Below are 23,021 nucleotides of genomic sequence, written 5' to 3'. Positions count from 1 at the left end.
CGTGCATCCCTGGGTGGGCCCGACCGCCACTCGGCCTCCTCTCGAACGGCAGCGACCTGGCCTGCTCTGGGAGCTCCGACAGCACGCACTGGTGCACCGACGCCTGCGGTCCTCACGACAGCCACGCGCCGGTGCGGGCCGGCCCTCGGGACGGCCCGCACCGGCGCGGTGTCGGCTCGCGGACTAGCCGGCCGGCCAGTGCGGCCAGGTCGGGGCGTAGCCGCACCACTGCTCCGGGCAGCCGACGCGGTAGGCCCGGGTGACCGTCTCCGTCAGCGATGTGCCGGAGCGGTCCGCGGCGGTCACCTGCAGTGAGACCCAGCCGGTGCCCGTCGCGGGCACGGTCACCCGCCGGACGCCGTCCCGGCCCCGGACCTCCGCCGCGTGCCAGGTGGCGCCGTCGTCCGTGGAGTACCGCACCGCCACCCGCTCGATGCCGGCACCGCCGCTCACCCCGGCCTGCCGGCCGATGCCCAGGCCGAAGGTGAACTCCCGGTTCGCCGCGACCGAGTTGTCGCCGTCGAGCCCCGCCATGTCGTAGCGCGTGTCGAGCAGCGGCAGCGGGCGCTCGGCACCGGTGTGCTCCGAGCGGAACCGCCAGGTTTCCGTGACGTGCGTGCCCAGCTTCCACTCCGGGCTGTCGTGGTGCGCGGACGAGGTCATCTCGTACCACTGGCCACGCGCGGGCACGTCGAAGACGCCCTGCCCCGGCTCGTCGTTACGGGCGATCACCTTGCCGGAGCCATCGCGCAGCACCGTCTCGCCGGACTCCAGATTCCGCAGCGGCTCCGACCGGTGGCCCGCCGCGTCCGAGAACATCGGCAGCGCCAGACGCAGCTTGTCCCCCACGCGGGTGGCCTGTGCCCGGCCGTCGGGGCCGTTCACCGACAGCGACGGGTTGAACGGCGCGGTGAGCCAGTTGTCCGTGACGGTGCGTCCCTGGCGGAGGACCGTCGGGTTGGTGTACTGCACACCCAGCGGTCCGTCGTCCAGCGCGTACTCGAACGTGGCCGTCGTCCACGGCACTTCGGGTGTGTAGTACGCCGTCATCCGCTGCGGTGCGCGGAACAGCGTCGACTGCTGGGCGAGATTGAGACCGCGGTAGGTCACCCAGCCGTAGATCCCCTTGGGGTCGTTGGGGAACCCGGTGGTGCGGAAGCTGTGGTCCACGCGGGCCAGGTCCAGGCTCCGGTCCTGCCAGTTCGCACCCGCCGGCACCCCGTCGTCGTGGGCGTGGAACGTGAAGTAGGTGCGCTCGCCGTTGCGCTCCCCCTTGATCCGCAGGGTCACCTCGCCCTTGGCGAGCCGCTCGCGCAGCAGGGCCGCACCGTGGTCGTCGGTGCCCAGCGTGGGGTCGTCCGCGCCGATCGACGCCGACCCGGCCAGCAGGATCGCCGCCGGCCGCAGCGCCTTGACCGCCTGGTAGCGCCGGTCCAGCTCCTCCCAGGGCAGGCTCCAGTCCGACTCCAGGAGCACGATCCGGTCCTCGATCTCAAGACCCGTCAGGTCCCCGCCGTCGCCCGCGTCGGTGACCCGCTTCTCCAGGTCCCACTCCAGCCGCTGCGTCATCAGCCACACCGGCACGTCCACCGGGCTGCCGGAGCTGCCGGCGGTCGCCGCGAGGACGGACGGCTGCTCCCAGGAGGCGGCGGAGAAGTACGTCAGTCCGGGTATCTTCGCGCTGCCCACGGCATAGGACCGGTACGCGCCGGAGTAGAGCGGCGCTGTCAGACCCTCCGGGACGCCCGCTCCGGCCGACGAGACCAGCCCGGTCGCCGACCCCCACTCGTTGATCCGCATCTTCGGGTCGTCGATGCCCATGGTGACCGGCTTCGCGCCGGACAGGTCGGTCCTCAGCGTCCGGTCGCCGGTGAGGGTCAGACGCCGGGCGACGGCGACGGACGTCTCGGGCACGCTCGACCTGCCGTACCGGACGTACTCCCACACGCCGCCGAACACCCGGTAGTCGCCGACCGGCAGCCGGAGCTCCTCGGCCCCCTCGGTGAGGCTGACCAGCCGGGCCTCGCCGCTCCGCTCGTTCTGCACCACCAGGTTGGTGTACGCCGTCTCGACCCCGGGCCGCAGCGCAGCGGCTTCGAGGGTGAGCGTGGCGGCCGGGCCCTCCGCGTCGACGCCGACGGGGGTGCGCGCCGTGCTGCCGTCGCTGCCGCGTGCGGTGATCCAGGCGCTGTGGGCGCCGGCGGACGCACGGGCGGTGTCGATCCGCACGGTCGCCTCGGCGGTGCCGCCCGCCGGGACGGTCAGCCGGCGTGTGCCGAGCGAGACCGGTGCCTTGCCGGTCAGGGAGAGGTCCAGCCGGATGTCCTTGCCGCCGCTGTTGCGGTACGTCACCGTGCGGGTCGGGTTGCCGGTGTACGGCCAGGTCAGCTCGGCGGAGACCGCGGAAGGAGAGGCGGTGACCGTCGACGAGAGCGCGCCGGGCACGTCCACGCTGCCCGCGCCCTGCTCGTACACGCCGGCGCCGTCGACCGGGTCGGCGGCGCCGACGAGCGCCGCCTTGAGCCGCTGCGCGTCCCAGTCCGGGTGCCGCTGCTTGAGGATGGCGGCCGCCCCGGAGACGTGCGGGGTCGCCATGGAGGTGCCGCTGATCGTCGCGTAGAACTCGCTGTTCGCGGCGCCGTCCAGCGTGCCCGCGGCACGGGCGGCGGTGATCGCGCTGCCCGGCGCGGTGATCTCGGGCTTGACGCCTCCGTCGGTCACCGCCGGTCCCTGGGAGGAGAACGACGACATCGCACCCTCCTTGGTGATCGACCCGACGGTCAGGGCGCTCGGCGCGGCGGCCGGTGTGCCGATGGTGCCCGGCTTGCCCTCGTTGCCGGCCGCGACGACGAACAGCGGTCCGCCGTCCCCGGACAGGGTCTCGACGGCCTGGGAGATCGGGTCGCCGCCGTCGCTCGGCAGGTTGGAGCCGAGGCTCATCGAGACGATGTCCGCGTCCTGGGCGGCCGCCCATTCCATGCCTTCGAGGATTCCGCTGAAACTGCCGGACCCGCTGCCGTCGAGCACCTTGCCGATCAACAGGTCGGCCCCCGGCGCGACGCCCTTGTAGCGGCCCTGCGAGGCGGCGCCGCTTCCGGCGACGGTGGAGGCGACGTGCGTGCCGTGGCCGTTGAGGTCGGTGACGTCCTCGTCCCAGGTGAAGTTCTTCTCCGCGACGACCTTGTTCTTGAGGTCGGGGTGGGCGGGGTCGTACCCGGTGTCCAGCACGGCGACGCGCACGCCCTTGCCGTCAAGCCCCTTGCGCCATGCCTGGGGCGCGCCGGTCATGGCGACGGACCGGTCGAGGCTCGCCTCGACCTCGGCGTCCAGCCACAGTTTCCCGGACGCGGCGGCGCGGGACGTCCCGCCGGCGGCGAGGAAGCCCCGCCAGGCCGTGGCCGCCTCGGACTTGGCGACCGTTCGGGCCGCCAGCCCCAGCTCGGGGAAGGTGTCCCGCTGCGTGGACCCGCGCAGCGCGGGGCCCGCCTGGGCTGTCGTGATCAGCGGAATGGACGCCCGGGTGGCGTCGTCGAGCCCTTGCGCGGCAAGTGCGGTGACGTCGAAGAGCTGCCGGTCCACCCGCCCTTCGGCCAGCGGCTGCGTGGCGTCGACGGGAATCACGTACTCGTGGTCGTTGATCCTCGCCCGGGTGAACGCGATGTGGCCCCGGCCCTTGCCCGGGTTCACCCCGCTGACCTGGAGCCCGCTCCCGCTGCCGGTGAAGCCGACCCGGTCGCCGCTGATCAATGTGACGGTGTGCTGCGCGGGCGGCGCCGGCGGTACGGCCGCGCGGCCGGTCCCGGCGGCCGGCTCCGGACCGGCTGCCGCCGGCATCCCGGTGGCGAGCAGCGCCACCCCGGTGGCCGCGACCACGGCCGCGGTCCTCGATCTGGATCGCATAACCTTGTACCAACTCCCCTGAGATCGCCCGATGAACGAGCGTCACCGGCGTGTGCCCGGCAACAGTCGGGCCGGGAGTTGACGCCGTGCCAGGTGTAAGGGCTGGCGCATAGACGCCATGTCACCTGTTCGCCAGTCGGCCACCCTGCGATCGGCGGCGTGACCGGCGAGGGCCAGGTGCTCTGGAGTTGCCGCGTTCGGCCACCGGTCCCGAGCGCGCCCGGCGTACGTCCGTGGCCAACTGCCGTCCGGCAACGACAAGCTCGCACGACCGAGTCTTCAACTGGCGCACGGCAACTACGTCATCCGGGACCGGGAGGCGAGGTGGTCCGGCAGCCGCGCGATGGCGGCCGGGAAGGAGCCGGATGCGCCGCCGCCCGCGGCGGCACGGCCCGGTTGCCGGCGCTTCCCGCCCACTCCCGCGCGGTCCGGATGTAGGGGTACGGCTGCCGCAACCGGATGGATCATTCCTTCGTCCGCAATGACGAGACCGGTCCCCCACCGAGAGGCAACCATGGCCCAGCCCGCGGATCCCCTCGTCGAGTACTGCTTCATCATCACCTTCAGCCATCGCGATCAGGATCTGATGACCTTCTCCGGTACGTACACACCGGCGCCGGGGATGACCAGGCACGATGTCTACAACACGATCCGAGCCGATCATGTCCGGCAGCTGCCTTCGCTGATCCAGGGCTACTGCCAGGTGAGCTTCTTCTCGCTGGAACGCAATCAGCTGCCTTAACGGGCTGTTCCGCCGGACGGGAACGCGCGCCTCCTGGAGCTGGTGCGCGGGGCACTCCCGGCCCCGGGGAGCTGGTGGCGGGCCACCGGGCCGGCGCGCCCGGTACTCCGCTCGCCGGGGGCCAGGCCGTGTCACGCGGCGCGGGGCCGTCTCACGGTTGCCCGGCCGGCTCTGCTTGCGAACCAGGACGTATCGGCCGGTGGCGGCCGCCCGGGGCGAGCGGCCACCGTGCCGCGGGCCAGCGCAGGCGCGCATGGCCCGCGGCGTGCGGTCCGACCTCCATGTCTCCTCGGGGGCACGGCAGGATCGCCCTCAGGCGTTGTAGCCGCCGTGGGCATCCAGCACGGCCCCCGTGACGTACGACGCGGCGGGGCTCGCCAGGAAGGCGATCGCCGCGGCGATCTCCTCGGGGCGCCCCATGCGCTGGAGGGAAAGGGAGCTGACCAGGGCCTTGAGGGTCTCGGGGTCCGGCGGTTCCATGCCGCTCTCCATCAGTCCGGCCTCCACGACGTTGGCCGTGATGCCCCGGTGCCCGAGGTCCCGCGCGGCGCCCATGGTGTACCTCTCGATCCCCGACTTGGTGGCCGAGTAGTCGGCCAGGCCGGGAAGGCCGACGCGGGAACCGAGTCCGGAGCTCACGGTGATGATGCGGCCGTCCGCACGCAGCACCCGGGAGGCGGCCCGGATGACGGCTATCACACCGAGGTAGTTGGTGGCGTGCATGCGGTCGAGTGCGGCGGTGTCGGCGTCCGGATCGTCCACCGTGCGGCCTTGTTCCACCGATACCGCCGCGTTGTTGACGAGGATGTCCAGACCGCCGAAGGCGGTGACCACTTCGTCGATCAGCGCCGGCGCCCGGCTCGTGTCCCCCTGGTCGGTCTGGATGGCGACGGCCTTCGCGCCCTTGCCTCGCACCTCGTCGACGACGGCCTGCGCCCGCTCTGCGGAGCTGACGTAGGTGAACGCGACATCGGCACCCTGCTCGGCCAGGAGCCGTACGGTGGCGGCTCCCAGTCCGCGGGACCCACCGGTGACCAGGGCGACCTTGCCCGTGAGCGGCTGGCTCATAGTTCCCACCTCGTTGAATCGGTCTCTTTCGCCGCCTGTCGAAACAATGATGGTTACGACAATGATCGCAACTATACTCGTTACGACTGCACAGTCGTAACAGAAAATGTTTCCACTGGGAGGAGGGTCACATGAGCGCCAACAGCAGGTTGACGATCGCCGCTCACGCGCTGGCCTGGATCGGCCTCTACCAGCGCCAGGGTCATGAGGTCGCCACCTCCGAGCAGATCGCGACCAGCGCGAACACCAATCCGGTGGTGATCAGACGCCTGCTGGGCGAACTGCGCCGAGCCGGTCTGGTGGAGTCCCGGCGAGGCGTGGGCGCGGGCTGGACGCTGACACGCGAGCTGGGGTCGATCACCTTGCTCGACGTGTACGAGGCCGTGGAACCCGGCCCGCTCTTCGCGCTGCACCGGACCACCCCGGACCAGGGATGTGTGGTCGGTCACGGCATCCAGCCGGCGATGCGAGGTGTCTACGAGGGCATCGAGGAGACCGTCCGACGCGAACTGTCCCGCGTCTCGCTCGAGGACGTGCTCCGGGACGTCCTCGCGGCACCTCGCTGACGGCAGGCGCGGCCCAGGCGCGTACGGGCCCCCGGCAGCCACCGTCCCTCACATTCTCGGGGACCTCACCGGCGATTCACGCCGAGGCTTGCACCGACGCCTTGGGCTTCTTGGGTGTGCGGGTCGCCATGTACAGGGCCACACCCCACCCGATGAGCGATGAGCCGAGGAACACGTTGATGACAAGAATCAGCCACCGGTCCTTTGCTCCACGCGCAAACGCCATGTACGACGGCGCCATGTAGAGCACGGCAAAAGCAAGTATGAGCATGAACGTCAGCAGGTTTTCCACAGCGCCCCCCCGAGTTGATCTTCAACGACTGCCACAAGATACACCCGTGTCCGGGGTCCGCTGAAGGCTTCACGGACGACCGTCCACCCTTTCCGGCCGGCTCCCATCATCGTCACTGCAGGTATGCAGTCGAACACAGCCTTTCATCCCTGGCCCCTTGGCAAAATGCGCGAAAATGAAGAAGCGGTTGTTTCGGTATGTGCCAGGGAGCGACCCATGAACGCCTCGGACGAACTCCTGCAGCGGGCTGACCCGGCGGCTCTTGTGACGCTGGACGGTGCCATCCGCAGCCTCAACCTTGCGATGGCCACAGCGCTGGGAAAATCGGCGGAGCAGTGCCTGGGACGTCGCTTCGGTGATCTGTGGCCCGCTAGCCAGCGGATGTCGGCCGAGAGTGTCGTGGTCCACGCCGCCAGGACGAAGACGGTCGCGATGCAGGTGCTGGAGTTCCCCGGACGAGGCGGAGCACCCGTTGCCTCATTGATCGAGGCGCGGCAAGTGAAGGATCCGGCCGGTGATGGGCAGATGGTCTGGGTGCACGCACTGGACACGCGAAACGACCTGGCCAGCCTGCTGATCCCGTTCCGGCTGGCCACCACGGCCGCCGACCTCGGCCTGTGGATGTACTCACCTCAGGGACGCCTGTTCGAGTGGCTCGGGGGCGCGCCCTCGCTGGTCGCGCTCTTCCCGGACCCCACTGTGTCGCTTTCCCATGTGATCTCGGCAGTGCACGCTGAGGACCGTGAGGCCTTGCGGCAGCTCCTGCGCTCCGCCTCCGCCCAGTCCTCCTGGTTGAGTGTGCGGTACCTCACCGAGCACGGGGGCTGGCACCAACTGGCCGCTCAGAGCCGTCGGATCCAGCTGGGGTACGGCGGCCCCGAGCGCATCTTCGGGGTGGTCCGCGACGACACCAAGCAGGAGAAGCGCAGGAAGAAGGCGCAGGCCGCGCTGGCTGCCGAGCGACAGCGCGCCAAGGACGTCGCCGACTTCTCCTCGGCCTTGATCGGCGCCGCCACGGAGCAGGAACTGCAGCAGGTCGTCCTGACCCGGCTCGCCGCGACCTTCCGTGGTACCGGTGCCCTGCTCGCACTCGCCGACGAAGGCCGCCTGCTCGTCTCCACCGATGCCCGGGTGGCCATGTGGGAGGTCGAGGCCCTGCACGGCCTGTCGCTGGACCAACCGAGCCCGTTGCCCGAGGCGATCCGCAGCGGCCGGCCGCAATTCATTCCCGACCGGGAGGATTACATCCGCCGCTGGCCGCACGGGTCCGGATTTCCGTGGCTCGTCCGGCTCGGCTTCGACTACGCCGCCTCCATCACCCCCCTCAGCGAGACCGGCAATCAGCCACTCGGGGCGTGGATGGTGTTCTACGACAGCGGATACCGGCCCTCCGTGGATGAGCGGACCCTCATGGGTACGCTGGCCGACCTGGCAGGCCAGGCGCTGGGGCGCGTCAGGTTGCAGCAGGCACGAGTCGAGCTGGCCACCGCGCTGCAGCAGACCATGCTCCCGACGCTGCCCGAGCACCTCGCGGGCCTGGAGGTCGCCGCCCGCTACCGGCCCAGCCGACACGGGCTGGACGTCGGCGGCGACTGGTACGACGCCTTCGTCATGCCCGACGGCGCCGTCGCAATGGAGATCGGCGACGCCCAAGGGCACGACGTGGACGCCGCCGCCCTCATGGGACAGGTCCGTTCGTCCATGCGCGCCATCGCCGCCCACGAACCGCATCCGGCAACCGTGCTGACGCGCACCAACGAGCTGCTCGTCACGATGCGAGCGGCACGATTCGCCAGCTGCACCATGCTGCACCTCGACCCGCGCGACGGACGGGTCACCGGCGCCAGCGCCGGCCACGTGCCGCTGCTGTGCGCGCACAAGGACGGCAGCCACAGCACCCACGAGCTGCCGGGCGGACCGGTCCTCGGAGTCGTGCCCAACGCCGAGTACCGCGAGGAGACCTTCACCCTGGACAAGGACAGCGCGCTGATCATGGTCACCGACGGCGTGGTCGAAGCACCGGGCCTCACGTTGGAAGCCGGACTGGAGCGGGCCGGAACACTGGCCGGCGCAGCCCTCCACGACGGACTGAACACCGAGGAGACCGCCGACCGCATCCTCGACGCCGCAGTCGCAGTGGACCACGCCGACGACGTGGCCGTACTGGTCATCCAACGCACATGACGGCGCCCGCGTCCTCACGCACCCGCATCGTGCGGGCGATGGGCCGCGACTCCGAGAGGGTCCGTGACCGGGCATCAGCCGGCGGTCGCACTGCTCTTGCACGCCCGCGTGTCGAAGTCGGCGAGGAGACCGCGGGCACACTCGCCGCAGCGGCCTTCCGGATCGCGGGTGCGACCGGGTTCCATCACGGCGGCAATGGCACCGCCTTTCCGATCATCACCTTCGGACCGGTCACGCTGACCTCGGCTGACGGACAGGTCTCTGCTTTCACGGTCGACATCGAGCAGCAGGACCCATGGCCGCGTGAGAACCGTCAGCGATCCTCGCGGTGGGTACGTGCCGCGATCCGGAGCAGTTCCTCGACCGCGCCGGTCAACGGGCGGCCCTTCGGCCACACGGCGCGCAGCCGGCGGCGCAGGTCGGCCCCCGTCACCGTGACCTCCACGAGGCGCCCCTCGGCCAGGTCGTCCCGGACACTGACCGCGCTGAGCACCGCCGGGCCGGCGCCTTCGGCGACGGCCTTCCGTACCGCGACGTTGGCGTCCAGCACCATCAGAGGTCTGGCCGGCTCCGCTCCCGCGCCGGCGAGCACACGCTCGATGGTCTCCCGCGTGCCGGAACCCGGTTCGCGGACGATCAGGCGGGTTCGGGCCAGCTCGGTCAGGTCCACCGGCTCTCGCCGTCGTGCCCAGGCATGCTGCGGCGCGACCACGACGACCAGCCGGTCGGTACCCACCTGTCGTGAGCTGAGGCCGGACGGGACGGTGGGCGACTCGACGAACCCCAGACTGATCCGGCCGTTCGCCGCGAGCGTGGCGACCTGTTCGGAATTGGTCACTTTGAGGCTGACGTACACATCGGGCGATCCCCGCTGCAGCGTGCCGATCCACCGCGGCACGAAGTGCTCGGCCAGCGTCATGCTGGCCGCCAGGTGCAGGTCGCGGGCGTGGTCACCGCGCAGCGCCGCGACGCCCACCATCAGAGAGTCCACTTCGGCCAGCACCCGCCCCGCCCATTGGCACACCGCCTTGCCCTCGACGGTCAGTGCGGAGCCGCGGGTGTCGCGCTGCACCAGCGCCAGCCCCAGGCGCTGTTCGAGCTGCGTCAGGCGCTTGCTCGCGGCGGGCTGGCTGATCCCCATCCGCTCGGCGGCCTGCCCCAGGCTGCCGAGCTCGGCCACCCATGTCAGCAACAGGAGACTACTGAGATCGGGGGGCGACCTGCTCATAACCACAGTGTATGGCGGCATTCCCGATGTGGCGGTACCAGGTCGCCGCCTGCTCGGAGAGGATGAAACAGTCCGGAAAAACGCCCGGCACCCTTTCCTCGAAGAAAAACCGAGAGAATGAAGGACCGACCATGTCGCACCATCTCGACACTCCCCTGGCGGCCCAGAACGGCCAGCTGTTCATCGACGACCTGTACGTCTTTCCCGGTGAGCGCAGCACGGTGTTTGTCATGGACGTCAACTCCGACATCACCGGCGTCTACGCCGAGCCCGGGTTCCACCCGGAAGCACGCTACGAATTCAAGGTTCACTTCGACGGCGCCGAATTCGAGACCTTGACCTATCGGGTCTCCTTCGACGAACCCGGCCCCGACGGCAGGCAAACCCTGCGCCTGCACGTCCTGACCGGGAACGAGGCGCGGGAGGACTCCGCTGACGGCGACCTGGTACTGGAAGGCCGCACCGGTGAGACGGCCGACGCGGACGGCACCCGCGTCTGGGCCGGGCGCATCTCCGACTCCTTCTACATCGACCTGTCCCTGCTGGCCGTCGTCAACGGGGCGGTGGCCAAGGGGACGGCGGTGGACCTCTCGGAATGGCGCCCGCAGGAGGCGCAGAACAGCTTCGCCGGCACCACCGTGGAATCGATCGTGCTGGAGGTTCCGCACGAGCACGCGCAGCTGCGCCCCGGGGCCCGCACGGGCGTCTGGTGCGCGACCAAGCTGGCCACCGACGCCGGCGGATGGCGGCAGATCAACCGCGGCGGGCACCCGATGATGTGGCCGATCTTCTGGCCCGGCGACACCGACTTCAGCAACCCCGCCAACACCCGGCACCCCTCGCAGGACCGTGCCGCCGTCGGCGAATTCATCGCCGGCCAGGTCGCGGCTGTCGTCGCGGCCACCGGGACTTGCGCCGACCCAGAGGGCTACGGCCGGACCGTGGCCGGGCAGCTGTTCCCCGACGTGCTGCCCTACGTCGTGGGAACGCCCGCCACGTACGGCTTCGCCGCCCGCAACGGCCGCACCCTGGCCGACAACGCGCCTGAGGCGATGCTCTCACTCGTGACCAACACGGCCGTGCCGGCCGGACTCAAGCCGTCCGTCGCCCAGCACCTGCGGAACGACCGCTTCCCGTACGTCGTGCCCGTATGACCACCCCGGTCACCCGTCCCCTCCGCGTCGAGATCGTCGCGGAGGGCTGCGGCGGCCGGATTTCCGGCGCGGCCAGAGGTCGGCCTTGCACGGATGCGTCCCCGGCTGACGCGCCCTGCCGCAGCCGATGATGCGTGTGTCGGCCTCGCTTCGCCTGCGCGACCACCCGTCGAGCCCGCAAATTTCGTTGAGCCCGCACCCTGCAATCGTGTTGGCTAGCGGCACCGAACTGTCAGTACCGCAGGTGTCCGCTTGCCTGTAGCAGGGAGTTGAACGTGCAGGACATGGTTGTCGACCCCGTTGCCCACAATCGGGCAGCCTGGGACAGGTATGTCCAAGAGGGCAACGAGTGGTCGAGGCCGGTGAGTACCGAGGACGTCGAGCGCGCCCGCATGGGCGACTGGTCGATTGTCCTCATCGGGCGTGAACCGGTCGACCGCTCCTGGCTGCCGACGGACCTGACCGGCAAGGACGTGTTGTGCCTGGCCTCCGGCGGTGGCCAGCAGGGTCCGATCCTCGCCGCCGCAGGGGCGCGCGTCACCGTATTCGACAACTCACCCCGCCAGCTCGGCCAGGACCAGATGGTGGCGGCGCGCGACGGCCTCGAGCTGCGCACCGTCCTAGGCGACATGCGCGACCTCAGCGCCTTCGGCGACGCAACATTCGACGTCGTGTTCCATCCGGTCTCCAACCTCTTCGTACCAGACTTGGCACCGGTGTGGCGTGAGTGCTTCCGCGTCCTGCGACCGGGCGGAACTCTCCTCGTGGGCTTCCTCAACCCTGATGTGTACTTGTTCGACCACGAGGCGCTCGACGAGCGCGGCGAGCTGATCGTCGTGCACAAGTTGCCCTACAGCGATGTCACGCAGTACTCCGCCGAGGAACGCGCCACGAAGTTCGGCGCCGATGCCGCTCTTGAATACAGCCACACCCTCACCGACCAGATCGGCGGGCAACTCGCCGCGGGGTTCGTCCTCACCGGCTTCAAGGAAGCGCCGCACCAATCCAACGCATCCGCTCCATACATGTCGAACTATTTTGCGACGCTGGCGGTCAAGCCGGGCTGACCCAGCCGTGGGGCCGGCCGAGACGGCCGTGTCTCCGAAGGGCCGGGCGGAGCGCTGTGCCGGCCCGGCCCCCCCTCACCTCGCTGAGCCCGTAACGAGTGGGAGAGCGGCATCCTGGTCGCGGCCCTGGCTGTGGCCGTCGCGCTGCTGATGATGCTGCAGTCTGCCGTGCCCAATCGGCCCCGGTCATCCTGGTGCTCACCCTGATCCGACGGGTGGTGAACCATGCGGTTGCCGTTGCGGCCTCAGTGTCCGGGACGCCGGCGCGCTCGCCCGTTGTGTCGTCGGTGCGCCCGCACCGTTCATTGGGAGCCATTAAGCGCCTGAGGGGCATCGGCGGCACAGGCAGCGGGCGGGTCAGGGCGGTTGAACGGGAGGTAGACAACAAACACATCACATGTTGTGACACCATGCGTTGCACATCCAACGAAGACTCGACCAAGGACTCGTGTGCGACCACATATCCGGGCCCGGCAGGGCCTGCCCATCCTGGCGGCGGTCAGCGCGCTGCTGACGGTGGTCCCCCCGGCGACAGCCGCCGACCACACCCCCGCCGCGACCAAGGGCGTCACCATAGCCGACGGCGGTTCACTCGGATCCACTGCGCGGACCGTCACCCTCATCTCCGGTGACCGCGTCACCGTCACCCCCGACGGCTCCGGCCCCGTCACCGTCACCGTGGCCGCACCGAACGGAGACCGGGCGGACGTACGCGTCAGCAGCAAGGACGGGGACGTCTACGTCGTGCCCGCCGTGGCGGAGCGGTACGTGGCCGCCGGTCTCCTCGACGAGACCCTGTTCAACGTCACCCGACTCGTCGCCGACGGGTACGACGACTCGCGCTCCCGTGGGCTGCCCCTCATCCTGAGCTATTCCTCGGACTCACTGGCCAAGAAGGACTTGGCGTCCCTGCCCGAAGGTGCCACCGGCGCACGGGCCTTGACCAGCATCGACAGCACCGCTGTCACCCAGACCCACAGCCGGGCGGCGGACTTCTGGGCCGGGCTCACACGGGCGACGTCCGCGGCACGCGGTACCACCGCGGGCGAGCCGGCGCTGAACGGCGGCGTCCGCAAGGTCTGGCTGGACGGCAAGGTCAAGGCGACGCTCGAGTCGAGCGTCGCACAGATCGGTGCCCCGGACGCCTGGGCGCGCGGCAACATCGGCAAGGGTGTCGACGTGGCCGTCCTCGACACCGGGTACGACACCGAGCACCCGGATCTCGCAGGCGTCGTCGCCTCGTCCCGGAGCTTCATCCCGTACGAGGACGTCGTGGACCGCAACGGTCACGGCACACACGTCGCCTCCACCATCGCCGGCAACGGCGCGGCGTCCGGAGGCAAGGAGAAGGGCGTCGCGCCCGGAGCCGAGCTTCACATCGGCAAGGTGCTCGACAACTCCGGCTCCGGATCCGACTCCTGGGTCATCGCCGGCATGGAGTGGGCGGCGCGTGAGACCAAGGCACGCGTGATCAGCATGAGCCTCGGCGGTTTCGCCCCCGACGACGGCACGGACCCGCTCAGCCAGGCCGTGAACGCACTCAGTGCCGAGACGGGCGCCCTGTTCACCATCGCGGCGGGCAACAGCGGGGAGAACGGCCCGTCCACCGTCGCGAGCCCGGGCTCCGCGGACGCCGCCCTGACCGTCGGCGCCGTCGACTCCACGGACGCCGTGGCCTGGTTCTCCAGCCGCGGCCCCCGATTCCGTGACGACGCGATCAAGCCCGAGATCACCGCGCCCGGCGTCGGCATCCTCGCGGCACGCTCGCAGTACGCCACGTTCGGCAGCGGCTCCTACGCCTCCCTGAACGGCACGTCCATGGCGACCCCGCACGTGGCCGGCGCCGCCGCCCTCGTGGCGGCCGGCCACCCGGGGTGGACCGGGGCCCGCATCAAGGACGCCCTGGTGAGCACGGCCCACGAGACGCCCGCCAACACCTCCGACGACGGTGGCAACGGGCGCGTCGACGCCGCGGCGGCCTCCGCGGCCCGCCTCGTGGCCACCGGAACCGCCGACGCGGGCATCCACTCCCTGGGCGGAAAGCCGGGGCAGACCGTGGACCGCCGGATCGAGTGGCTCAACTCCGGCGACGAGGCGGTCACCGTCACGCTACGGGTCGACGCGCCCGACGCACCGCAGGGACTGTTCACCGTGACGGACCGTCAGGTGACCGTGCCGGCCGGGGGCACCGCCGCCACGACGCTCACCACCGTCCTCGACCGGGCGCCGGCGGGTTCCCGCTTCACCGGACACCTCACGGGCCTGGTGGACGGCAAGACCGCCACACGCACCCTGGTCGCCGTCAGCACCCGCGAGGAGCACCACCATCTGCGGCTGCACTTCCAGGGCCGGGACGGCGAACCGCTGGCCGACGTGGTGCGGGTCCAGCGCCATGGTGACGGGTCCCGCTTCGAAGGGGTGACCAACACACGCGGTGACATCGACCTGGTCGTGCCGAACGGCGTCTACACGGCCTGGTTGTGGGGTGACGTCCGAGGCACCCACGGGGCCTCCTCGCTCGGGCAGGCGCTCCTGCTCAAGACCGGCATCCAGGTCCGCGACGCCGACACGTCGGCGACCGTCGACGGCAGGGCACTGCGACTGACCGAGGTCGTCACACCGCAGGTGACCACGGCCGGCGTCGTCCGCGCCGATTTCCTCAGGTCGTTCACCGACGGCGCTCCCGCCATCGGCGAGACCTCGACCCTCGCTCCCCAGCACGACAGCATGTGGGCGCTGCCGACGAACAAGCCCGCCGACGGCGATCTGCTGTACACCGTCCGGGCACGGATGGAGCAGCCTTTGCTCAGCCTCTCCTCGGGCTCCCAGAACTTCGACGACCTGGCTCTGGAGCCCGGTTCGGCCCGACCGGCCGACCGGACGCACACCCTCCCGGCCGTTTTCGCCGGTGACGGCCGAGAGCAGGACTACGCCGCGGCCGGGGCCCGGGGCAAGGTGGCGGTGGTCCGCTACGTACCCCCGCCGGACGACGACGATGACGGCGATTCCCGGACCGCCTCCCACGACCAGATCGCCGCCGCCGAGAAGGCCGGCGTGGCGGTCCTCGTCATCGTCAACGGCGACAGCGGACGCTACTGGCCGAGCGGCAGCCGTAGCAAGATCGTCGTCGCGGGCATCTCGCGAACCGAGGGCGAGGTCCTGATCGACCGCATCCACAGCGGTTCCGGCTCGGTGCCCATGCACATCGTCGGCCGCTCCACGACCGCGTACCTCTACGACCTGGTGCGCACCTGGCGCGGCGGCATCCCGAAGACCCGGCGCTATGCACCGGGCACGAGGGAACTCGCCCGGGTCGACGTCGATTTCCGCACGACGAACAAGGTGTACGAGAACCGGTTCGACATCCAGCCGTACCAGCTCTTCCTGCTGGACTCGACCCGGCTGTCGACCTCCGGGGCGCGACGCACCGACTGGGTGACCGCCGCCCCCGGCGCCATCTGGAGGGAGGAGGCCCATCAGAGCGGCAACCAGTACTCCGACCAGTACTCCGGCCAGGTCGCCTATCCGGCAGGACGTGCCACGAGCGTCCAGTGGTTCGGTCCGGTCGAACGACCCCGGGTCGTCGAGTACCTGGACACCCCGCGGCGCACGGGCGACTCCGTCCTCGGGCAGATTCCCGGCTTCGGCGACGGCGGCCGCGATCACGCCGGCACCAATGGGCCCGGTACCACGACGCAGTCCGTCGAACTCCGCCGGAGCACCAAGCTGCTCGGCAGCACCGAAGGCTCGTACTTCGACTTCCCGGTTCCGAGCACCCCGAGCCGCTACCGGCTGGTGACCACCACGAAGCGCACCGGAGGGTACGCGTACTCCACCTCCACCCGCACCGAGTGGGGCTTCATGTCCGGGGCACCGCGGAACGGCAAGGCGCCGCTGCTCCCCCTGGTGCAGCTGGACTACACCATCCCGACCTCGACCGGCGGATCGGCCCGGCGTGACGCCGAGCTCGTCGTGGCGCCGTCGCACATCCGCGGCGCCTCCACGGCCCGGGTGCGCACCGACAAGGTGGAGGTGTCCTACGACGACGGCAGGACCTGGCACCGCGTCACGCCGCGGGTCCTGCGCGACGGCACCGTGCGCGTGAGATTGGACGCCCCGCGGAAGGCCGCGTTCGTATCGCTGCGGGTCCACGCCTCGGACACGCGGGGCAACACCGTGGCGCAGACGGTCATCCGGGCCACCGGCCTGCGCTGACCTACCGTCGGCGACCGGGCCGGGTGGGAACCACTCGGCCCGGTCGGCCTCGGGGCCCTCGGGGCCCTCGGGGCCCTCGGCGAGGTGACATCGCGAGCCGCACCTGGCACGGGAAAAGGGCTCCGGGGCGATCCGTCCCGTGCCATGATCCAGGCTTGTGTGGGGTGACGAAAGTCTGGCCGAACTCGAGGATTCCCTGGCGCGCCTGGCGATGCCTGGCCGCGTTCCGGCCCGGGTCCGCGTTGCCATCCGTCGCAGGCGTCACCTTCGCATCTTGTTGACCTGCATCCTCTTTTGCGCAGCGACGGGTGCGGTCTTCGTGACCGTCGACTACGTGACCGCTGACGGCGTTTCCATGGCACAGACCCCCTGGGCAGTGGTCGCGCTGGTCTTCGGTGCCGTCGCGATTCCGGTGATGACCCTTCGCAGTTCCCTCGGCGGACGCGAGGCTCCGCAGACCCGCTTGTCCTTCCGGCAGGTAGGCGTGGTCTTCGGTGCACGGCGGTACGCACTGGTCATGGAGATCGCCGAGGCCATCACGGCCTGCGCGGAGGCGCACAGGGCGGGCGGCGAAAGGCTGGCACCGAATCTGCGCAAGGTCTCCCGCCGGATCGGAGCGGTCAGTCGTGGCATATCCGCCGCTCACAGGCAGCGGCGCTCCGTCTCCTTGTTCTCGCACCGCCGCAGGACGCTCAAGGCGCACGAGCGCCGGGTGATTGCCGCGCTGCGCGCCTGTGAAGCCCGTCTCGACAGCGATCCGCGCCCGGCGCTGGAGGAGCTGGGAGGACTCCTTCTGACCATCGCGGATCGCTACTGCCAAGCCCGGGTGGGCGCGCTTCTGGACGAGAGCCAGCTACAGGGCGCTGTGGCGGGGCCTGACCGCGAGTGGATCCGTACCGTCACGTGGTCCGTCCTCACGATCGGAGGCGTGATCGGCGTCTCCCGGCTGGGGTTGTCCGACGGCGCTGAGCCGATCGTCATGGCGTGCACCGCCATCGCGGTGGCGGCCGTGGTCTGGAACCGCTCCGTACGTCGCGCCTTCGACATCGTCGGCCTCGCCCTGGGCCCCTGAGGGCGAGCCCTGCGCGCCGTGGGGCGCACCCGGGCGAGCGGGCGCCCGCACCGGCGTTCGCCGTCGCTTCGGCCCTGCGCTTGGCGCGGCATCCCAGTGTATAGCAGCCTGCTATACACTGGGGGCATGGCGAAGCAGATCAACATCCGGCTCGATGACGCCGTTCATGCCCGTCTCGTCGCACGCGCCGAGGCCGAAGGCACCACGGTGACCGCTCTGATCACGCAGGCTGCCGAGCGCGACCCCCGACTCGACGACGGGGCCGCCACGGCCGCTGCGTTCCTGGCCAGGCATGCCGCGGAGTTCGCCGAGGCGTTCCCGGAAGAGGAGCCGGACAGCGCCACCGGACGGACCGCCTGAGGTGGAGCTGCAGGTCGACATTCGCTGGCTGCTGGAACGCCAGGCCGAGGTGCTGCCGAAGGAGCCGTCGGTCCACGACTTCTCCGGCCTGGTCGCGGCGGTCGCCCGGCACCGGGTCAACGCCCCGAAGCTGGACTACACCATGGACGCGGCCTGGCGTGCGGCGGCCCTCTTCCACGAGATCGTTTCGGTGTGCCCGCTGCCCGCCCGCAACGCCATGTACGGGGCGCTCGTCGCGGTGGCCTACATGGCGGCGTGCGGCCAGGCGGTCGATGCACCGTACGGGGCGCTCAGCGACCTGGCGAAGCAGGTCCGTGCGGGGCGCGCGGACGTCTACGCCTGCGCCGACCAGATCCGTCGCTGGCGGCTCTGACCGACCCGCCGCATCACCCGCGACGAGGCGACCCGGCACCCCCCGGACAGGCGCGGGCCGGTCCCGAGGGGCCGGCCCGCGTCCGCTTCCGCCGGATCGGCGGTTACTGCTTCTTCAGCGTGAAGTCGCTGGTGACCGTCGCCCCCTTCTGGATCTTCACCGTGGTGGCCACCGGCCGGTAACCGTCCTTGGCCACGATGACCTCCAGCGGGTTGTTGCGGGAGTCCAGCCACAGGGAGTAGGTGCCGTCGGCGGCCGTCCTGAGCGAGTAGTCCGCCGCCCAGCTGCCGATCTCCACGGTGGCACCGGCCAGCGGCTTGGTGGTGCCGTCGCTCTGGACGCCACGGACGGTTCCGGTGATCTTGCCCCAGGTCTTCGGCGGGTCGACGTGCAGGGACACCGGGACCTTCCGCATCCCGTACGGGCTGTCGTTGTCCAGCGCCAGCTGCGCGCTGAAGTCACCCGGCTGCGCGACCTCGGGCACCGAGGCGTCCAGCGTGACGGTGACGGTCGTGCTCGCACCGGGCTGCAGGGTGAAGTGCTGGGTGCTCGTCCTCAGCCACGGGACGTCGCTCGTGCCGCCCTGGTCGTATCCGGGCAGGAGCTCCACGGTGCTGCTCGGGGTGTACGGCTCGCTGCCGCCGCCGATCTTGTACACGCCGAGGGCGGCGCCGCCGCGGTAGGTGGCCACGTTGGCGTTGGGCAGGGCGGTCCAGGCGCCGGCCTGCGGGTCGTAGGCGAAGCCCTGGTTGGTGAGGGCCTCGTGGCTGATGCCGCTGGAGATCACGAGCTGGTCGTTCGCCGCGGTGGACGAGGAACTCCACAGCGGGATCGGCAGGTCGGGAAGCGACGTCCAGGTGTCGGCGGCCGGGTCGTAGACGTAGGCGTGCTTGCTCTCGCCGAGGCCGTCCGCGTCACCGCCGGCGCAGTAGAGCTTGCCGTTGACGCCGCCGCACGACTCCCAGGCGACCCGCTCCGGGTAGTCGGCGATCCGGGACCAGGTGTCGGTGTCGGGGTCGTATGCGTACGCCTCGGCGGTGCCGCAGTGGTCGTCGCAGCCGCCGACCGTGTAGAGCTTGCCGTCGAGAGCCGCGTTGCCCTGCCCGGCGTAGGCCGCGGGCGTCGGTGCCCCGGTGCTCCAGCGGTCGGCGACGGGATCGTAGATCTCCAGCTTGGGGTCGGTGGTGTTGTCCGGGAGCCAGCCCCCGACGGTGTAGAACTTGCCGTCGACGAACTGCCCCGAGGGCGCCTCCCGGCGGTCCGCCGCGCTGGCCACCTTGCTCCAGCCGCCGACGACGGGGTCCAGGACGTACATCGCGTTGGTGACGTCGAAGCCGGTGTAGCCGAAGGCGGAGTAGACCTTGCCCTCGTAGGTGCCGACCGCGTTGCCGAGGACGGTCTCCGGGAGGTCGGGGCCGGTCTGCCAGGCGTCCCCGGACGGCGCCGCGGCGTGCTTCGCCCCGGTCGGGGCCGAACCCTTCTTGCTCGCGTGCGGGGAGAAGTGCCCCTTGACGGTCTGGAGGGGTGCGCCGTTGCCGAGGACCTGGGACTGGAAGCCGCCGGCCCGTTCGCCCACCGTCACGCTGACGGGCGCGCCCCCGGTGTTCTTGACCGTCATGTTCCGCGTGGCGGACTTGCCCCAGGCGAGGGTGGCGCCGACGGAGTCCGGGGTCACGGTCAGTTGCCCGGCCCTGAGCTTGTAGGAGGCCGTGACGGCGCTGTCGGCCGCGATGTCGACGGTCTTGGTCAGCTCCGTGTAGCGCGGCCTTGCCGCGGTGACCTCGTGCTTTCCGAGGCCTGGCGAGAACATGAGGTAGAGCCCGTCACCGAGCGCGGGGTCCTCGGGGGTGGCCGCGCTCGTCGCGGTCGCCCCCGGCTCGCCCTCGACGGTGACGCCGGCGCCGACCAGGCCCTTGCCGGTGTTGGCGTCGGTCACGGTCCCGGTGACCAGGCCGCCGGGGGTGGCCGTGTAACCGCGATCGCCGACGAAGACGTCGTCGACGCCCCACCACCAGGCGAACTCGGTGACGAAGTGGAAGCGCACACGGACGTCCCGCTCGCCGGCGAAGTCGTCGAGCGGGATCTCGACCTTGGCGTGGTCCGCGAAGCCCGCCGTCGCCGACCACAGGGACTTCCATGTGGCGCCGTCGTCGGAGCTGGCGTCGACCGAGACCGCGCTCCCGTCGGACACCCAGTACATGGCGTCGAAGGCCAGCTCGGGATCGGACGCGTCGGTCAGGTCGTAGGCGGGGCTGATCAGCTGAGTGTCGTAGGGCGAACCGATCGTGGGGTTGTCGGCGATGGCGAAGGCTCCGTCGCCGCCGGTCTGGTTGCCACGGCCGCCGGGGTCGTCGAAGGTCCAGCCGCCCGCGCTGCCGTCGGCGTTGACGACGCGCCAGCCCTGCGGGGCGGAGTCGGTGGACGCGAAGTGCTCGGTGGCGCCGCTCAGGTGCACCGCGTAGCCGGGTGCGGTGGCCTGCCAGGGGTCGGCCCGCAGGGACAGGTCGAGGGACTGCGGCGCGTCGGTGACGGTGAGGGACCTGGTCGCCGTCGTGTAGCCGGGGAGGGACGCGTCGGCGTGGAGGGTGTAGTCGTGGCCCTCGGGAAGGCTGAGGGTGAAGGCGCCGGTGGCCGGGTCGGTCCACACCGGGCCGCCGGGGACGCCGTCCACGGTGATCCTGGCGTACAGCGGCCAGCCGTGACCGGAGCCGTCGGTGACCTTGCCGGAGACCGTCTGGCTGGGGACCGGCTTCAGCGCGAAGTCCCGGGTGACGGTGCCGCCTTCGGTGACGTCGACGTCCTCGGCGGTGCTGCCGGCGTAGCCGTAGGCCTCGACGGTGACGTCGTAGCCGCCGACCGGGAGGCCGAGGCTGTAACCGCCGTCGGCCCCGGTGCGCGTGACGTTGTCGGTTCCCGCGCTGACGGTGGCACCGGCGAGGGGCTTGCCGGTGACCTGGTCGGTCACGGTGCCGGCCAGCGTCCCGTGCGGGCCGGTGCGGAAGGCCCGCAGGCCGTCGGGGGTGCCGAGGCCCGTCGGGCCGTCGTATCCGGCGGCGCCGGAGCACAGGTAGGCCGGGGAGCAGGTGCCGTTGCTGCCGGCGGTGACGTCGTGGAACCCCGCGTCCGCCGCGTAGGGGTAGGAGTTGGGGTACGTGCCCGCGACGGGGGTGCCCGCGTTGGCGTAGACGGCGGCGATGATCGGCGAACCGGCGCTGGTGCCGCCGAACTGCGCCCAGCCGCCGCCACCGTAGGTCTGGTAGACCGCGACCGGGGTGGCGGGGTCGGCCACCGCGGCGACGTCCGCGACGGCGCGGTTGGCGCAGCCGGTGTCCTTCTGGAATGCGGGCTTGGGCACGTAGAGCGAACACCCGGACCCCGCGCCGTCCCAGACGCTCTCGGACCAGCCGCGGCTGCTCCCGCTGTCGGCGGTCAGGGAGGTACCGCCCACCGCGGTCACGTAGGACGACGCGGCCGGGTAGGAGACGCCGTAGCCGAAGTCGCCGGAGGAGGCGACCATCGCGACGCCGGGGTGGTTGTAGTGGGCGTCCAGCACCGTCGTCTGGTAGGGGTCCTCACCGCTGCCGAAGCGGTAGTCGGTGCCGTAGGAGTTGGACACGAACTTGGCGCCGAGCCCGACCGCCGTGTCGACGGCGGCGCCGAGGTCCTCGAAGCTCGGGGTGTCGGCCTCGACGAGCAGGATGTGGGCCTCGGGGGCGATCGCCGAGACCATGTCGAGGTCGAGGGAGATCTCCCCGGCCCAGTCCGGGTCGGGCTGCGGGTAGTCGGTGCCGCCGCGCTGGTCGACCTTCGTGAAGCAGCCGTTGTCGGCGGTGCAGGCGGGCAGGCCGTACTGCTCGCGGTAGACCGCCAGGTCGTCCTCGGCGGTCGGGTCGTCGAAGGCGTCGACGATGGCGATCGTCTGCCCCGCACCGCCGCCCGCCGGGAGGTTGTAGGCCGAACGCAGGTCGGCCGGTCCGAACCCGCCCGGCGCCGCGGTGGTCCGCAGGCCCTTGGACGGCTTCACATCGGTGCGGCGCAGGGCGTAGCAGGTGGCCTCGCCCTTCTTTGCGGCACCGCACGCCGCTTCGTAGGGCGCGTCACCGCCCGCGGCAGCGGACGCTGTGGCGGCCGCGGCTGAGGGCGCCGCAGCCTGGGACGGTGTCTGGATGCCCAGGACGGCCAGCGCGGCGGTGACGATCACCGCCGACCAGGTGGACATCCGCCGCCGGAGCGGTGGACCGGATATGTGTGCTACGTGCAACGTCCGACTCCCCAGTGATCCCATGAAACGCCGACATATGAAGGTTCGACAGCGAACTCCTGCGGTCGCCGGGAGTCCATTAGCGGAGAGATCACGTATCCATGTCAACGCCGAAAAGGCAGAAACGGGCCGCCATTTCGCGTTCTCCGGAGCACTCGACGCGAATGTGTCCGGATTCCGGAGAGCGGGTGGGGATCAATGCCGCCATGCGTGACAGGTCGCATCATGAGGGTGGTTGACGCACGCATCGCCCGATTCCCGGTCCGCCACCCTTATGCCACCGCGGAGCCCGTGTGCCCTGCTTGCGCCTGACTGGTCCCCATGGCTCGACGTACCGGGGTATTCGCCGACATCCCCGTCTTTCCCGGTTTCCGTGCGCGGCCCCGGCCCGGGCGTTTACCGGGCGAAATCGCGTCAATTATTTAGCCATTGACGTTTCACCCGCCCGCGGGCGACTCGGCCGTACGGCGGGGACGGGACCGACATCCGGTCGCCGCGCCGGATGCCGGCCGGGCGGGTCCGCCGGCGAACGACGAAGG

14 protein-coding genes are annotated in these 23,021 nt (G+C 70.9%); 9 read left to right on the top strand and 5 right to left on the bottom strand.

All coding sequences use genetic code 11. The features are described 5' to 3' along the window. Positions 1-183: 183 nt before the first annotated feature. Complete coding sequence (locus tag PV410_RS32385) at positions 184-3,900, bottom strand: S8 family serine peptidase (RefSeq protein ID WP_500329312.1); 3,717 nt, start codon at positions 3,898-3,900, stop codon at positions 184-186. 514 nt (positions 3,901-4,414) lie between these two features. On the opposite strand from PV410_RS32385, the gene PV410_RS32380 reads away from it, so the two are divergent. Next, entirely contained in the window at positions 4,415-4,642 is a 228-nt protein-coding gene (locus PV410_RS32380) for a hypothetical protein (protein ID WP_500329311.1), read from the top strand. 312 nt (positions 4,643-4,954) lie between these two features. Here PV410_RS32380 and PV410_RS32375 read toward each other — a convergent pair whose 3' ends face one another. Further along, a complete protein-coding gene (locus PV410_RS32375) occupies positions 4,955-5,710 on the bottom strand; it encodes an SDR family NAD(P)-dependent oxidoreductase (RefSeq protein WP_500329310.1) in 756 nt (251 codons plus the stop codon). A gap of 131 nt (positions 5,711-5,841) precedes the next feature. Between PV410_RS32375 and PV410_RS32370 the strand changes: the two genes are divergently transcribed. Further along, a complete protein-coding gene (locus PV410_RS32370; protein WP_500329309.1) occupies positions 5,842-6,276 on the top strand; it encodes an Rrf2 family transcriptional regulator in 435 nt (144 codons plus the stop codon). Positions 6,277-6,352: 76 nt separating this feature from the next. Here the strand turns inward: PV410_RS32370 and PV410_RS32365 are convergent, their stop codons facing one another. After that, complete coding sequence (locus PV410_RS32365) at positions 6,353-6,568, bottom strand: superinfection immunity protein (protein WP_500329308.1); 216 nt, start codon at positions 6,566-6,568, stop codon at positions 6,353-6,355. Positions 6,569-6,691: 123 nt separating this feature from the next. Here PV410_RS32365 and PV410_RS32360 point away from each other — a divergent pair, with 123 nt between their 5' ends. Further along, on the top strand, positions 6,692-8,752 hold the full coding sequence (locus tag PV410_RS32360) for a SpoIIE family protein phosphatase (RefSeq protein ID WP_500329307.1): 2,061 nt from the start codon (positions 6,692-6,694) through the stop codon (positions 8,750-8,752). Positions 8,753-9,065: 313 nt separating this feature from the next. On the opposite strand, the gene PV410_RS32355 is transcribed toward PV410_RS32360, so the two are convergent. Then, complete coding sequence (locus tag PV410_RS32355) at positions 9,066-9,980, bottom strand: LysR family transcriptional regulator (RefSeq protein ID WP_500329306.1); 915 nt, start codon at positions 9,978-9,980, stop codon at positions 9,066-9,068. Between the two features lie 131 nt (positions 9,981-10,111). Here PV410_RS32355 and PV410_RS32350 point away from each other — a divergent pair, with 131 nt between their 5' ends. The 6 genes from PV410_RS32350 to PV410_RS32325 all read left to right on the top strand — a co-directional run bounded on the left by PV410_RS32350 (position 10,112) and on the right by PV410_RS32325 (position 18,221). Next, complete coding sequence (locus PV410_RS32350) at positions 10,112-11,134, top strand: DUF4331 family protein (RefSeq protein WP_500329305.1); 1,023 nt, start codon at positions 10,112-10,114, stop codon at positions 11,132-11,134. Positions 11,135-11,409: 275 nt separating this feature from the next. After that, positions 11,410-12,201, top strand: coding sequence for a class I SAM-dependent methyltransferase (locus PV410_RS32345; RefSeq protein WP_500329304.1), 792 nt, complete (start codon positions 11,410-11,412; stop codon positions 12,199-12,201). 450 nt (positions 12,202-12,651) lie between these two features. Beyond that, positions 12,652-16,416 carry a S8 family serine peptidase gene (locus PV410_RS32340; RefSeq protein WP_500329303.1) on the top strand — a complete coding sequence of 1,255 codons (3,765 nt, stop codon included), beginning with the start codon at positions 12,652-12,654 and terminating at the stop codon, positions 16,414-16,416. Between the two features lie 319 nt (positions 16,417-16,735). Next, complete coding sequence (locus PV410_RS32335; protein WP_500329302.1) at positions 16,736-17,488, top strand: hypothetical protein; 753 nt, start codon at positions 16,736-16,738, stop codon at positions 17,486-17,488. Between the two features lie 126 nt (positions 17,489-17,614). After that, a complete protein-coding gene (locus PV410_RS32330) occupies positions 17,615-17,848 on the top strand; it encodes a type II toxin-antitoxin system HicB family antitoxin (protein ID WP_500329301.1) in 234 nt (77 codons plus the stop codon). Position 17,849: 1 nt separating this feature from the next. Then, on the top strand, positions 17,850-18,221 hold the full coding sequence (locus PV410_RS32325) for a toxin Doc (protein ID WP_500329300.1): 372 nt from the start codon (positions 17,850-17,852) through the stop codon (positions 18,219-18,221). 103 nt (positions 18,222-18,324) lie between these two features. On the opposite strand, the gene PV410_RS32320 is transcribed toward PV410_RS32325, so the two are convergent. Next, on the bottom strand, positions 18,325-22,440 hold the full coding sequence (locus PV410_RS32320; protein WP_500329299.1) for a carboxypeptidase regulatory-like domain-containing protein: 4,116 nt from the start codon (positions 22,438-22,440) through the stop codon (positions 18,325-18,327). Positions 22,441-23,021: the final 581 nt, after the last annotated feature.

Origin of the sequence: Streptomyces sp. PA03-5A, from assembly GCF_033792725.1 — a bacterium.
GTDB lineage: Bacteria > Actinomycetota > Actinomycetes > Streptomycetales > Streptomycetaceae > Actinacidiphila.
Note: the sequence above shows the minus strand (reverse complement) of the source record. Positions and strands in the feature narration are given on the sequence as shown.

What these genes read in the sequence shown, in the direction of transcription:
- PV410_RS32370 (WP_500329309.1), top strand. Translation starts at nt 5,842, where the DNA reads ATGAGCGCCAACAGCAGGTTGACGATCGCCGCTCACGCGCTGGCCTGG.
- PV410_RS32385 (WP_500329312.1), bottom strand. Translation starts at nt 3,900, where the DNA reads ATGCGATCCAGATCGAGGACCGCGGCCGTGGTCGCGGCCACCGGGGTG.
- PV410_RS32350 (WP_500329305.1), top strand. Translation starts at nt 10,112, where the DNA reads ATGTCGCACCATCTCGACACTCCCCTGGCGGCCCAGAACGGCCAGCTG.
- PV410_RS32320 (WP_500329299.1), bottom strand. Translation starts at nt 22,440, where the DNA reads ATGTCCACCTGGTCGGCGGTGATCGTCACCGCCGCGCTGGCCGTCCTG.
- PV410_RS32380 (WP_500329311.1), top strand. Translation starts at nt 4,415, where the DNA reads ATGGCCCAGCCCGCGGATCCCCTCGTCGAGTACTGCTTCATCATCACC.
- PV410_RS32355 (WP_500329306.1), bottom strand. Translation starts at nt 9,980, where the DNA reads ATGAGCAGGTCGCCCCCCGATCTCAGTAGTCTCCTGTTGCTGACATGG.
- PV410_RS32375 (WP_500329310.1), bottom strand. Translation starts at nt 5,710, where the DNA reads ATGAGCCAGCCGCTCACGGGCAAGGTCGCCCTGGTCACCGGTGGGTCC.
- PV410_RS32360 (WP_500329307.1), top strand. Translation starts at nt 6,692, where the DNA reads ATGCAGTCGAACACAGCCTTTCATCCCTGGCCCCTTGGCAAAATGCGC.
- PV410_RS32330 (WP_500329301.1), top strand. Translation starts at nt 17,615, where the DNA reads ATGGCGAAGCAGATCAACATCCGGCTCGATGACGCCGTTCATGCCCGT.